Origin of the sequence: Bartonella sp. AP331QHHD, from assembly GCF_042195905.1 — a bacterium.
Lineage (GTDB): Bacteria > Pseudomonadota > Alphaproteobacteria > Rhizobiales > Rhizobiaceae > Bartonella.
The window spans coordinates 57,424-71,248 of record NZ_JBHIPG010000034.1 but is presented as its reverse complement, the minus strand read 5'-3'; the positions used below and the strand labels follow the sequence as shown (position 1 = coordinate 71,248).

The following is a 13,825-nucleotide window of genomic DNA, read 5'->3' as shown; positions in this document are numbered from 1 at the left end:
AATCTCAATAAATATAAGCTTTCTAGTATTTTTATCGCTGACTAATTACCTTTATGCGAGAAGCTTTTGAGCCGCTGCACGCGCTTCTTCAGTAATCTGTTCTCCAGCCAACATACGGGCAATTTCTTCTGCACGCTCATGTTCTTTCATTTTATGAATCGCAGTAACAAAGCGTCCTTTATCATGACTCTCAATTTTTGAAATAAGAAAATGACCATGCGCTTTCGATGCAACCTGTGGAGCATGCGTAATAGCGAAAACTTGGACATGTTCTGATAAGCGTTGCAACCGTTGCCCAATAGCCGCTGCAACAGCCCCCCCAACGCCTGTATCAATTTCATCAAAAATCAGCGTCGGTGCTGATCCTCGATCAGATAAAACAACTTTTAATGCCAGCAAAAAACGGGATAATTCACCGCCAGAAGCCACACTAAGCATCGGCCCAGCACGTGTTCCAGGATTTGTCCGCACCCAATATTCAATACGATCACATCCCTCTGCACTCCGCTTTTCCATATCACTTTGCATTTCAACAATAAATTCAGCCCTCTCTAACTTCAATGCCGGCAACTCAGCCATAACACTTTCAGATAAATGCTTTGCTGTCTCCCGACGCTTTATTGTTAAGGCTTGCGCCAATGTATCATAATTTTTCTTTGCCTGCTCTGCCTCATCTTCAAAACGTGTCAATATGGTCTGAGCCTCTTCAAAGTCAGCCAGTTCAGCATCCATTTTATCGCGTAACTGAACCAATTCATCCGCAGAAACTTGATATTTACGAGCAAAACCCCGAAGAGCAAAAAGACGTTCTTCTATCCGTTCCAATTCATCAGGTTCAAAGTCCAATGCTCGTATTGCCACCTCAATACCTTCTTGTGCTGTTGCAAGTGCATGCAATGCCTCATCAATAGATTTCACCACTGGTGCAATAAGTTCTTGCGCCTCAGGAATTTTCCGCTCCAAACGCCTCACCAAATTGGAAAGCACTGGGATTGGTGATTTTTGACCCGTTAAAAGATCATCCGCTTCTTTTATATCCGTTGCTATTTTTTCTAATTTAAGCATATCTGCACGGCGAAGAGAAAGAGCATCTTCTTCACCAACTTGAAAATCAAGCTTTTCAAGCTCTTCTACACACGCACGAAGATAATCAACCTCACGTACAGCGCTCTCTACTTTAAGACGCTGCTGTTGCAAACGCTCCTCACATTCACGCCATGTATGATAACACTGGCGTAAATTTTCCACTTCATTCTCAAGTCCACCAAAGGCATCTAATAATTGGCGATGTGTAGCAACATCAACCAGTGCACGATCATCATGTTGTCCATGGATTTCAACCAGCAAACGGCCAACACTTCGCATCAATGCAACACTAGACACCTGATCATTGATAAAGACACGGCTACGTCCATCACTTGATTGTACCCGCCGTAAAATAATATCACCCTCGTCATCAAGACCATTCTCACGAATAAGTTGACGTGCAGGATGTGAAACAGACACATCAAAAACAGCCGTAACCTGCCCGCGGTCAGCACCATGACGCACAAGCGAAGCATCACCCCGCCCCCCTAAAGCAAGTGATAAAGCATCAAGGAGAATAGACTTCCCCGCACCCGTTTCTCCAGTTAAAACCGTCAACCCCGCTGTAAAATGAATATCGAGCGTTTCGATCAAAACAATATTATGAATCGAAAGCTGTACCAACATAGAGAATCAACGTACCCTCTTCTTGTCACCACCTAAAGCATTTGAGATCCAAGAAGATTTATGCTCATGTGGTGATATTTTATTCTTCTGCAAGAGATTATAAGAAAATTTATACCACTCACTTTTGGGATAATTACGTCCTAAAATAGCTGCTGCTGTTTGCGCTTCCGCCGTTAAGCCAAGAGCTAAATTAACTTCCGTTAAGCGGAAAAGTGCTTCTTCAATTTGATTTGTATCGGAATACTCTTCAACCACGGTACGAAACCGTCTACTTGCCGCAAGGTAGCGCCGCCCCTCTTCATAATAACGGCCGATCTGCATTTCTTTACCAGCCAGCTGTTCGCGCCCAAAACGGATTTTATCCTTAGCATCCTTGACATATTCAGAATTTGGATAGCGCTCTATAAGAAGCTGCATAGCAGCAATAGCGCGTTTCGTATCACGTTGATCACGCGTAACATCGGGAATCCGACGGAAAGAAGAAAGACCAATAATATAGTACGCATAAGCCGAGTCAGTTGACCCTGGATAAAGCGTAATATAGCGTTGAGCCATACTAATTGAATCATCATACTTTCCGAGTCGATAATTAGTAAAAGCACCCATGACCAAAGATTTACGCCCCCAGTCTGTATAAGCGTACTGTTTTTCAATCTTCAAAAACTTCTTCGATGCATCCCCAAGCCGCCCACTTTCAAGGCTAGCAAGCGCCTGATTATAGAGAACATCTGGTGGCTCTATTTTCAAAACATAAGCAGATGGATCAAGGGTATTTTTCTCTTTAAAGAGACATCCCGCTAACATACAGGTGCTTCCTAAAAGTACCACCCCCAATATCTTGCGTACAATGTTAGATTTTCTATATGTCATATTTCCAATGCACACATGAGATTTTTTCATAGTTTTTCCGGCCTCCAGAGAATATCACCTTGTAGCAAAAACAATTTATCAAAGGTTTTATACCATATCACTTTAAAATCCACATAACCAATTTAACAGTTTAGGTCAATCATCCCCTTAAAAATCAAATAAACGATAAAAAAATCTTGCCAATTTTTTTACTTTTTCTCTAAAAAGGTTTTTTCATAATATGATTCGTCTGCCAAAACAGCCTTCACCAATTGCGCATTAATTCTATGCCCACTACAATAAGAACGAAATAATCCAATAAAAGGTGCCCCAAGCAAAGCAGTATCACCAATCGCATCAAGCATCTTGTGCCGAACACATTCATTCTCCCAATAAGGACCATCGGGATTTAAAATTTTATCATTAAGGTCGATAACAAGAGAATTTTCCAAAGAAGCGCCTCTCGCCTTTCCAGAAAGCCTTAATTCTTCCACGTCTTTGATAAAACCAAAAGTGCGCGCACGTGACAAATCATCCCTAAACCCTCGTGTGGTAAGATCAAAACTGAAATGTTGCTTACCAATAGCAGAAGAAGGAAAAGAGATCGTTATATCAAAACGACGTCCATCGAATGGCAAAAGCTCTGCAACACCATGAGCTCCTTCAACCCGCACCGGCTTTTTTATAATGAAATAAGAACGCAACGCATTTTGCTGTACAATACCAACATCTTCAAAAGCTTGGCAATATAGCCACGCTGAACCATCCAAAATAGGAATCTCATTATGTGACACTTCAATAACAAGATTATCCAAATTATAAGCAGCAATTGCCGCCATCAAATGTTCAATTGTTTCAACCCTTACATCTCCATCTCCAAGTACTGTTGATAATTCAGTTTTTCCTGTTTGCGATGCATGGGCTTGAAATATTTTCTCTGTTCCGTCTAATCCACAACGCTTAAAAACAATACCACACCCAACATCCGCTGGACAAACCTTTACCACTGACAAACAGCCACTATGAACGCCAATCCCCTTAAATGTTACTGCTTTTTTAAGAGTAGACTGATATTTTGGTACTAAATTCATCATATCATTTTATTAAATTGCTTGTACATCTTTTAACAAAATTTATAAAACTATAAAAAATATTCATAGTAAATAATAAAAAAAAACCGCTTATTGTAAGCGGTCTTTTTAAAACAAAGTATTTTATCCCAAAAACAGTAATATATTTTACTGTATAATTTTTGACTGAGCATTAAAGAAATAATAAAATTTCTTACTTTACCTCATTTTTCATCAATTAATTTGCCTGACGACGTAAAAATGCTGGTATTTCCAACTGATCTTCTTCACTTATAAAAGTACGCTGATCTTGTGGTACCTGAGGATGCAGCTCACCAGAACGACGTGGAACATAAACAGAAGCATCTTGAGAAAGCGCCTGAGAGTTTTTATTGTAAACATGAGAATCTTTCTGCTGAGACGATCTAACAGCAGGCTCCAGCCTCGCTTCTGGCTCAGCTTCTTCACGATGTGTCAAGCTCTGTTTCAAACGCTGCCAAAGATTACGAGGACCCTGATCCGTCACAAATGTTCTTTGGCTTTGTCCATGAGCAACAGGAGGAAAATCCTTTAACTCAGGCATACGCATTGGAGCGCGCGCTTGCATTTGTTGCATTTGTTTTGGTTGCACTGGCTTTTCTTTTTGCTTCACAAGCCCTGTCATCTCATCAAGAACATGCGCTGTTGCCTCCATACTCACAGGAGCCGTCATCGCCTGTTGAGAACCACGGCTTACTTGCATACGAGGCACATTTGATCTCTGTTCCTGAACAGCATTTGAACCATACGCAACAGCATTCGTGGCACTTCGTGTCGTCATTGCTTCTGCAGGTTGTGCAAAAATTTGACTTTTGGGACGGAACTGTTCTCCGGTTGATTTACCCTTCTCTATTTCAAGTGATTCGATCACTTCTACCATTGACTCAGAACGCAGAGGCGATGATTGAACATGAAAAGAACTATGTGACGTTCCAGGATCGCTCTTGCGTATTGAAGAAGCAGGCCTTTGAATCTGAGGATGAGAGGACTGAACCACATCACTAACTTCACGATCAATACCGGTGGCAACCACAGAAACACGAATAACACCTTCCAATGACTCATCATCAATAGCGCCAAAGATCACATTCGCATCAGCATCTACTTCTTCACGAATACGATTAGCAGCTTCATCAACCTCAAAGAGAGTCATATCACGACCACCCGTAATAGAAATCAATAAACCACGCGCCCCACGCATAGAGGTATCATCCAACAATGGATTTGCAATAGCAGCTTCAGCCGCAGCCAAAGCACGCCCATCACCAGATGCCTCACCCGTTCCCATCATGGCTCGACCCATTTCGTGCATAACAGAACGAACATCAGCAAAATCAAGGTTAATCAAACCCTCTTTAATCATCAAATCCGTAATGGAAGCAACACCAGAATAAAGCACTTGGTCAGCCATAGCAAAAGCATCAGCAAACGTTGTCTTATCATTTGCAATACGGAAAAGATTTTGATTGGGAATAACAATCAATGTATCGACAGACTTTTGTAATTCTTCAATACCAGCCTCTGCCGTTTTCATACGACGTGCGCCTTCAAACTGAAACGGCTTTGTCACAACACCAACAGTCAAAATACCTTTTTCACGCGCTGCGCGAGCAACAACGGGAGCAGCCCCTGTTCCAGTTCCTCCCCCCATACCAGCAGTAATGAAAACCATATGAGAGTCTGCAAGATGATCAATAATTTCATCAATACATTCCTCCGCCGCCGCTTGTCCAACTTCAGGCAAAGCCCCAGCACCCAAACCTTCTGTCACAGCTGCCCCAAGTTGGATAACACGTTCAGCCTTTGACATAGCCAAAGCCTGTGCATCCGTATTTGCAACAACAAAGTCAACTCCCTGAAGACCAGCATTTATCATATTATTCACGGCATTCCCGCCACCACCTCCAACACCAAAAACGGTAATGCGTGGCTTCAATTCCGCGATATCTGGCCGATGCAGATTAATCGTCATTTTCTTTTCCTTCTCATAAGACACCGCAAGCCAAAGCGATGAAATTTATCCAACTAGACTTAACTAAAAACTCTCACGCAACCACTGACCAACACGCTGAAAATATCCACGCGTGCCCATCGATAAATGATTTCCTGCCGCCTGCATTGTTTTTTCTTCAAAACCCACCAATTGCGGATAAATTAACAACCCAACAGCAGATGTAAACGCCGCCCCTTTTGCAAGAGAAGGAAGCCTCGAAATACCTAAAGGCCGCCCGATACGAACATTTCTTCCTAATATAGTACGTGCCATTTCTGGCAATCCTGTTAACTGGCTTGCTCCCCCAGTCAAAATAACACGTTTACCAATGATGTGACCAAAACCAGAACGATTTAAACAATCACGGACCATTTCTAAAATTTCTTCAACACGCGCACGAATGATACGCCCAAGAACCGCGCGAGGATATTGAGTTTCACGCTGTTCACTCCCAATTTCTGCTACATTAATCATTTGCCGCTCATCAGCACTTGTTAAAAGTGCTGAACCATAAACAACTTTTAAACGTTCCGCCTCTGTTAAAGACATAGAAAATCCGCGCGCAACATCAAGAGTGACATGATGCCCCCCAACAGCAAGAGCATCTGCATGAATAAATTTCCCCTCAAAAAACACTGAAAATGTTGTTGTTCCACCACCAAAATCAATACATGCAGCCCCTAAACGCGCCTCATCATTCATCAAGACAGCAAGACCACTTGCAAAGGGAGTAGCAACCATTGCTTCAACACTCAAATGTGCACGATTAATACAAGTTTCCAAATTACGCAAAGAGGCTGTTTCTGCTGTTACCACATGCACGTCGACACCAAATGTTTCCCCTGCCATGCCAATAGGATCAAAAATTCCTTTATCTCCATCCAATACATAAGAAACTGGAACTGAGTGCATAACATGACGTTCAGCATCAAAGGCTTTACGCGAAACATCTGAAAAGGCCATACGCATATCACGCTTGGTGACTTCACGACCATTCAAATGAACCTTTCCATTAATCAAAGCACTTTGTAATCGACTTGAGGAAAAATTCACAATCACTGAATCCACCACCAAACCCGCCATTTTTTCTGCCGCATCAACAGCCAATCTTATTGATTGTTCTGCTGCAAACATATCCATAACAACACCGGATTTAATACCACGTGAACGCTGCACTCCAAAGCCTAGAATTTCCGTAGAATGTGTACGACCATGTAAATAGTGTGCATGCTTCAAAGGACGCAAACAAGCAATAAGACAAACAATCTTACTTGAACCGACATCAAGTACCGTTAAAAAACGTGTTTTACGCCCCTTCAAATGATGTGATCTGAGTAGCATCATAGGCTTCCTGCCTTTCGCGCTTTTAAAATACGTTCTTCTTCTGCTACAGTAGTATGATAACGCTCCAACGTTTCATCTGATAAAGAAACAGTAATTCGATCAGCAAGACGTAAATCAACACTGAGAATATCGCGAGATAAAAGATCTTGCATTGTACCGGACGAAAAAAGAGAAGAAAGCCTTTCAAGAGCACCATTTTCAGGCAACATAACGCGCATTCCATTATTCAAAACAAGATCCCAACGTCGATCACCTACCCGCACAAAAGCACGAATACGATCATATACTTCCGGATAGACTGACAGCGCTTGAATAAACACTTTAGCAGCATTTTGTGCACCCTGCCCAACCACAAGAGGTAAATCCCGAACAATTTCTCCTTTAAAAGGCACAATGACACGACCTGTATTATCAACAATATCCATTATGCCATCATGTTGCCAAATGGCATAGGGTTCACGCTCCACGATGGAAATGCGCATTCTATTGGGATAAATTTTCTGAACATTAGCCGATTGCACCCAAGCCTGTTTTTCCAACAGAGAACGCGCTCTTTCAACATCAAAAGTGAATATAGAAGGCGCAACATCAAGTTTTAAAATTTTAAAAATATCCTGCTTTGCCAAGCGCTTATTACCGCTTATATCGACATGAGTGACCACAAAACTACTATCCAATATGATCGTATTTACGATCACAGCCATCTGACCACTTGATGAAAGTCCATAAAAAGCCGTAACAAAGAAAAACCACACAACAGCAAAAGAGCCAAAATGGCGTGGAATATGAATATTGACAAAAACAAACTCAAACATAAACCGAAGAAAACGACGATAAAGACGTGGCAAAGCCGGCACTGAAAGCACCTCCATCGGAACATTTGTTTTATTAACATTCAACGCATACATGATGCGTCCTCCACCATCCATTGAACAATATCGCCGTAAGTACGGCCGCTCGCTTTTGCAATATCAGGAAGAAGAGACGTCGAGGTCATACCTGGTTGCGTATTAATTTCAAGCCAAACCAATTCTCCCGTTTTTTCATCAAAACGAAAATCAGAACGGCTAACACCTCGACACCCTATCGCCTGATGGGCTGCTAAAGACATTCTTTGCACACTTTGGTAAATATTTAGTGAAAGTTGTGCAGGACAAATATGAAGAGAACCACCCGTTTTATATTTTGAGTCATAATCGTAGAATGGAAAGTGTTTATCGGGAAGAATTTCACACACATCCAGCACTTCGTTCCCCAAAACAGCACAAGTCAATTCACGACCAGGAATATATTTTTCAATCATCACCTCATCGGCATACCCCCACTCAGCTCCCCCAATATTATGCGGCGGTGCAGCTTCATTTCCTTGAACAATGACAACACCAAAACTTGATCCTTCACACACAGGTTTAATTACATAAGGAGGCTCCATGGGATGCGTTCGGCCCAAAGCAAAGCGGCTCATGATACGAGAAGGAGCAACACAAACCCCAACATTTGCAACGATAATTTTTGCACGTCCCTTATCCATTGCCAAAGCAGATGCCATCACGCCAGAATGAGTATAAGGAATTTTTAAATATTCAAGAATCCCCTGAATCCGGCCATCTTCACCAAATGGACCATGCAATGCATTGAAGGCAATATCGGGCTGCAACTGTTCAAGAACAGAAGCAATATGAGCATCAACATCCACGCGGCTCACGCGATACCCCTGCACCTCTAAAACATCAGCACACGCCGCCCCTGAAGATAAACTTATAGACCGTTCAGAAGAAAAACCTCCCATTAACACAGCTATATGTTTATCTTTCATAATAAATCACCCTCTTTCGCATACTATATGTAGTCTATATAGAATACATCAGCACTACATACAGGAAAAACAAAGTTTATCCTTGCGAATCAATAACCTAGCATTTTGCATAATGAATCAGACTCAAAAGCCTGATGCAAGAGATTCTTTGTTAATTTATTGATTCTTAATAGAAATTTTTTATTATCTCTTTGAAATGACTCAATTTTTTATTTTCACTTTTTAGTGAACAATAAATCAATGAAATGGATCAAAAGGAGAAACACTTCGACCACGCTCAAATTGACCAATACGCTCTATTTCCCATTGTAAAAGGTGGGCTGAATTTGCAAAAACACGCGCACGCACTGTTTCTCCCAATGCTTCAAGATCATATCCTGTTGCTTGCCCTGTATTAATCATAAAATTACAGTGCATTTCACTCATTTGAGCGCCACCAATCTGTAAACCACGACACCCTGCTTCATCAATCACGCGCCACGCGGATGTATTCTCAGGGTTTTTGAAAGTTGACCCCCCTGTTTTTTCGCGAATAGGTTGCACTGTTTCTCTGTGGAGGGCAACTTCATCCATAGCAGCACGAATATCATCTTTATTGCCGAGTCTTCCTTCTAATAAAGCAGCCGTAAAAATAAAATCTTTAGGAATATCACAATAGCGATAGGAATAATGCATATCTTTCACACTCAAGATATGACGTTGCCCTTTACGATCCAGCGCATAGACCTCAACAACACGCGCTGCGGTTTCAACACCATTCGCACCCGCATTCATTTTGAGAGCTCCTCCAAGACCTCCAGGAATACCATGATAAAAATGAAAACCTGCAATCTCAGCTTCTAAAGCGGCAGCAGCTAAATGTTTATCCGCCGTACCAGCACCAACTAAAAAGCCTTTTGGAGAAACTTGCTTCACTTGCCCAAATTTTTTTGGCGAAAGACGAATCACAACACCAGGAACCCCCCCATCACGCACCAGAAGATTAGAACCAATACCGACAATTGTTACAGGAACAAATTCAGGCAAATTTTGAAGAAAGAGAGCCAAATCTTCTTCATCGACAGGCTGATAAAAAAGCTCTGCCAACCCGCCCGTGCGAAACCACGTTACCTTACGCATCTCAACATTAGGTGTAAGCTTTCCTCTCACGCCACCTAACAGTGGTTGCAATTGCGCCAATAGCGCCTCACCATCAATGTGCTGAAAATTTATCATGACCATCCAATACCGCTAACTGATGAGGCAAAGCACAAGCCCATTGTGTGATATTGCCAGCACCAAGAAAAACAACATAATCCTCTGCCTGAGCAAATTTTGAGACAAGAGACACAACATCTTCCAAACCATGTATCAAGCGCACATCACGATGACCCGCCATTTTAATATGCTCTACCAATTCTTGAGAACCAAATCCTACAATAGGCTCTTCACCAGCCGCATAAACGGGCGTAATCAACACTGTATCTGCATCATTAAAACAAGCAGCAAAATCATCAAATAAGTGATACAAACGCGAATACCGATGGGGTTGTGCAATCGCAATAACACGCCCTTTTGCACTCTCACGTGCAGCACGCAAAACAGCCTTTATTTCAACAGGATGATGTCCATAATCATCAAATATTTCAATGCCACGCCAACTTCCTGTTCGCGTAAAACGCCGTTTTACTCCGCCAAATTCTGCTAAGCCCCTTTTTATAGCTTCATTTGAAATGCCAAGTTCATGCGCAATAGCAATCGCCGCCGTTGCATTGGCAACATTATGCTGCCCTGCCATGGGCAAAAGCAAATTTTTCAACTCAATCTTTCTTCCTGTTTTGCGTGAGCGAACAAGAACATCAAAATGCGTTTTTTGACCATCCATCGAAAGATTAAGAAAACGAACATCCGCTTGTGGATTTGCACCATAAGTGATCACCCAACGATCATCAATACGGCCCGCCAATGACTGAACCTCTGGATGATCAAGACACAAAACAGCAAAACCATAAAAAGGAACATTTTCTACGAATTGCCGAAAAGCCTCACGCACAGCATCAAAACTTCCATAATGATCCAAATGCTCAGCGTCAATATTAGTAATAACAGCAATATCAGCAGGCAGCTTTAAAAATGTACCATCACTTTCATCAGCTTCAACAATCATCCAATCGCCATCTCCTGTACGAGAATTCGTACCATAAGCATTAATAATACCGCCATTAATCACCACTGGATCAAAATGACCAGCATCAAGAAGGGCTGCGACCATTGATGTGGTTGTTGTTTTACCATGTGTACCACCCACTGCAATTGCACGCCGAAACCGCATCAGCTCCGCCAGCATTTCTGCACGTCTGACAAGCGGCAAATGTCTTTCCTTTGCAGCAATATACTCAGGATTTGTTTTTTTAACGGCAGTAGAAAAAACAACAACCTCTGCATTCCCTAAGTTTTCAGCACAATGACCTATATGAACGTTAATTCCTTTTTTCCGCAAACGTTCAACATTTGCACTTTCAACTTGATCTGACCCTTGAACTTTATAGCCAAGATTATAAAAAACCTCCGCAATTCCACTCATACCGATCCCCCCGATTCCGATAAAATGGATAACGCCTATATCAAGTGGCATTTTCATTAAAAAGCTCCTCTTTTATATCTGACAACAATCGCCCTGCAATTAAGGACTCAGCCATATCAGCAAGACGACGTGTTGCATGAGGTTGTCCAACTTTTTTTGCAGCAAGCGCTTGTTTTTCCAATAAATGGGGCGCACAACAAGCGTGCATTAAAAGAGAAGAAAGCTTTTGTGCATTTAAATCTTTTTCTGATATAATTTGCGCTCCCCCCACACGAGCAAGCAAAGCTGCATTGGCAGCCTGATCATGATCTAAAGCATGGGGATAGGGAACAAGCAGAGCAGGTCTACCAATCACCGCTATCTCACAAACGGACGAAGCCCCAGCGCGCGACAAAATAAAATGAGCATGTGCCATACGTTCAGCCATATCATCAAAGAAAGGAGCAACTTCTGCTTGTACCCCCATATCACGATAGATTTTGATCAACCTTCCTGCTTCACCGCGGACTTGCTGTACAATTCGTAAACGTTTACGGTTCTTATCATCAAATAAAGCAATAGCTTCTGGAACAATATGTGAAAAAGCAGAAGCCCCTTGACTACCTCCAAAAATCAAAAAATTAAATGGCTTTTCTCCCTCTGAAGAATGATAAGGAATTTTGGCCGCCTTCAACACAGCCTCACGGACAGGATTCCCCGTCAAAAGTATTTTATGAGCATAAGCGCCATTTGGTGACAACAAACCACCAGCGATTGCACGCACAAAAATTGCCAACATCCGATTGGCACGCCCCATAACAGCATTTTGTTCATGAATAAATGTCACACGCCTCGTTAAAGCCGCAATAAAAAGAGGAGGAAAGCTCGGATACCCCCCAAATCCTCCAACAAGAACAGGACGTAATTTATAAAACAACGCCAACGATTGCCCCATACCCCTTAGCAAAGACCAAAACGTCTTTATCAGAGCAAAAGGATGGCGTCGTGTAAATGTTGCCGATGAAACGATATGAATATGCCCTTCATCAAAACACCGAACAAAAGGGCGTGCTCTTTCATCTGTTATTAAATGAACATCATATCCACGCTGCCTTAATTCAACAGAAAGGGCTTCAGCAGGAAAAAGATGTCCACCTGTACCACCAGCCACCAAAATAATAACTTTTTTATCATTCATAAGGGGTATCCAAGACAGAAGAGGAAGAAAAAGCTGAAAGGCGCGCTTCTGGCCAACGACGTGTTAAACTAAGCAAAATGCCCATTGAAAACGCAATCGCCACCATCGAAGAACCACCATAAGAAATAAAAGGCAATGTCATACCTTTTGGAGGAATTAAGTGAAGATTAACGGCCATATTAATAGCTGATTGAAAGCCAATCATCATTGCTATGCCAGTAATACCAAGACGTATAAAGGAATCACGTGTATTCATGGCTATATACAATGAACGCATAACGATAAAGCCAAACAGCATCATAATTAATAAACAAAGAATAATACCATATTCTTCAGCAGCAACGGAAAATACAAAATCTGTATGGCTATCAGGAATGATACGTTTTACTGTGCCCTCCCCAGGACCTTGCCCAAACCAACCACCATTCAAAATAGCCTCACGTCCCACATCCACTTGAAAAGTATCTCCTTCACCTGTCAAAAAACCATTAATCCGCTCGCGCACATGATGCAGAAAAAAATAAGCTAAAATAATTCCTACAACGCCTAAAATGAGAAAGAGAAAAATAATAGTAAGAGGGACACCAGCAATAAAAAACAGCCCCCCCCATGTTGCACTTATTAAAACTGTTTGTCCAATATCAGGCTGCAAAACCAGAAGCACACAACAAATGGCATAAAGTAGAATCGCTAACGTATAACCCAGAATGCCCCTCTTGCGTATCTGTTCCGAAAAAAGCCAAGCGGACATAACCACAAAAGCTGGCTTCATAAACTCTGAAGCCTGTACAGAAAAACCAAATAGTAGAATCCACCTCCGTGCTCCCTTTAATTCTGGACCCCAAAATAAGGTTGCAACCATAAGAGCAAGCGTTACAATGAGCAAAAGAGCACATAAACGACGAATATTAGAAAGCGAAAAAAAGGAAATGGTAACCATCGTAAAAAATGCTGAAATGCTAAAAATGATATGCCACCGAACAAAATAAAAACTATCAGCAATTCCGATTTTTTTTGCAATAATAGGGCTGGCAGCAAAAGACAGCATAATGCCAATTCCCATTAAAATTAAACAAGCTGCAAAGATAGAGCGATCAATCGTCCACCACCAATTAGCAATTGGATCTCTATCTGCACGCGTCACCATGGTATCCACCTTATCCATTTTATAAATTATCTCAAAGTAATATGGTTCCCCAGCCTGTTTAACAAACACTTTAAAAACTAAATTACACAAAAAAAGATTCTGGAGTCTTAACGC

Annotated in this window: 11 protein-coding genes; all 11 read right to left on the bottom strand. The window is 41.8% G+C overall.

What is annotated here, in order from left to right:
* Positions 1-51: 51 nt before the first annotated feature.
* Positions 52-1,713 (bottom strand): DNA repair protein RecN, encoded by a 1,662-nt coding sequence (recN, locus tag ACFIMS_RS04555; protein WP_375613375.1) that lies wholly within the window; start codon positions 1,711-1,713, stop codon positions 52-54.
* Positions 1,714-1,719: 6 nt separating this feature from the next.
* Positions 1,720-2,613: an outer membrane protein assembly factor BamD gene (locus ACFIMS_RS04550; RefSeq protein WP_375675619.1), complete on the bottom strand. Its 894-nt coding sequence runs from the start codon at positions 2,611-2,613 to the stop codon at positions 1,720-1,722.
* A 158-nt stretch (positions 2,614-2,771) separates the two neighbouring features.
* Positions 2,772-3,656: a UDP-3-O-acyl-N-acetylglucosamine deacetylase gene (gene lpxC, locus ACFIMS_RS04545; protein WP_375696418.1), complete on the bottom strand. Its 885-nt coding sequence runs from the start codon at positions 3,654-3,656 to the stop codon at positions 2,772-2,774.
* 214 nt (positions 3,657-3,870) lie between these two features.
* Entirely contained in the window at positions 3,871-5,643 is a 1,773-nt protein-coding gene (gene ftsZ, locus ACFIMS_RS04540; protein ID WP_375612001.1) for a cell division protein FtsZ, read from the bottom strand.
* Positions 5,644-5,706: 63 nt separating this feature from the next.
* On the bottom strand, positions 5,707-7,008 hold the full coding sequence (gene ftsA, locus ACFIMS_RS04535) for a cell division protein FtsA (protein WP_375613372.1): 1,302 nt from the start codon (positions 7,006-7,008) through the stop codon (positions 5,707-5,709).
* On the bottom strand, positions 7,005-7,916 hold the full coding sequence (locus ACFIMS_RS04530; protein ID WP_375618227.1) for a cell division protein FtsQ/DivIB: 912 nt from the start codon (positions 7,914-7,916) through the stop codon (positions 7,005-7,007). Before ACFIMS_RS04530 ends, ftsA begins: the two co-directional genes overlap by 4 nt.
* Positions 7,904-8,824: a D-alanine--D-alanine ligase gene (locus ACFIMS_RS04525; RefSeq protein WP_375611998.1), complete on the bottom strand. Its 921-nt coding sequence runs from the start codon at positions 8,822-8,824 to the stop codon at positions 7,904-7,906. The genes ACFIMS_RS04530 and ACFIMS_RS04525 overlap by 13 nt, the downstream gene beginning before the upstream one ends.
* Before the next feature lie 237 nt (positions 8,825-9,061).
* Positions 9,062-10,039: a UDP-N-acetylmuramate dehydrogenase gene (gene murB / locus ACFIMS_RS04520; RefSeq protein ID WP_375681312.1), complete on the bottom strand. Its 978-nt coding sequence runs from the start codon at positions 10,037-10,039 to the stop codon at positions 9,062-9,064.
* On the bottom strand, positions 10,017-11,444 hold the full coding sequence (murC, locus tag ACFIMS_RS04515; protein WP_375632331.1) for a UDP-N-acetylmuramate--L-alanine ligase: 1,428 nt from the start codon (positions 11,442-11,444) through the stop codon (positions 10,017-10,019). The genes murB and murC overlap by 23 nt, the downstream gene beginning before the upstream one ends.
* Positions 11,428-12,564, bottom strand: coding sequence for an undecaprenyldiphospho-muramoylpentapeptide beta-N-acetylglucosaminyltransferase (gene murG, locus ACFIMS_RS04510; protein WP_375681311.1), 1,137 nt, complete (start codon positions 12,562-12,564; stop codon positions 11,428-11,430). Before murG ends, murC begins: the two co-directional genes overlap by 17 nt.
* Complete coding sequence (locus ACFIMS_RS04505) at positions 12,557-13,711, bottom strand: FtsW/RodA/SpoVE family cell cycle protein (RefSeq protein WP_375621370.1); 1,155 nt, start codon at positions 13,709-13,711, stop codon at positions 12,557-12,559. Before ACFIMS_RS04505 ends, murG begins: the two co-directional genes overlap by 8 nt.
* Positions 13,712-13,825: the final 114 nt, after the last annotated feature.

Bases quoted from the DNA above. Each gene is read 5' to 3' on its own strand.
- recN (WP_375613375.1), bottom strand. From the start codon at position 1,713: ATGTTGGTACAGCTTTCGATTCATAATATTGTTTTGATCGAAACGCTC.
- ACFIMS_RS04550 (WP_375675619.1), bottom strand. From the start codon at position 2,613: ATGAAAAAATCTCATGTGTGCATTGGAAATATGACATATAGAAAATCT.
- lpxC (WP_375696418.1), bottom strand. From the start codon at position 3,656: ATGATGAATTTAGTACCAAAATATCAGTCTACTCTTAAAAAAGCAGTA.
- ftsZ (WP_375612001.1), bottom strand. From the start codon at position 5,643: ATGACGATTAATCTGCATCGGCCAGATATCGCGGAATTGAAGCCACGC.
- ftsA (WP_375613372.1), bottom strand. From the start codon at position 7,008: ATGATGCTACTCAGATCACATCATTTGAAGGGGCGTAAAACACGTTTT.
- ACFIMS_RS04530 (WP_375618227.1), bottom strand. From the start codon at position 7,916: ATGTATGCGTTGAATGTTAATAAAACAAATGTTCCGATGGAGGTGCTT.
- ACFIMS_RS04525 (WP_375611998.1), bottom strand. From the start codon at position 8,824: ATGAAAGATAAACATATAGCTGTGTTAATGGGAGGTTTTTCTTCTGAA.
- murB (WP_375681312.1), bottom strand. From the start codon at position 10,039: ATGATAAATTTTCAGCACATTGATGGTGAGGCGCTATTGGCGCAATTG.
- murC (WP_375632331.1), bottom strand. From the start codon at position 11,444: ATGAAAATGCCACTTGATATAGGCGTTATCCATTTTATCGGAATCGGG.
- murG (WP_375681311.1), bottom strand. From the start codon at position 12,564: ATGAATGATAAAAAAGTTATTATTTTGGTGGCTGGTGGTACAGGTGGA.
- ACFIMS_RS04505 (WP_375621370.1), bottom strand. From the start codon at position 13,711: ATGGTGACGCGTGCAGATAGAGATCCAATTGCTAATTGGTGGTGGACG.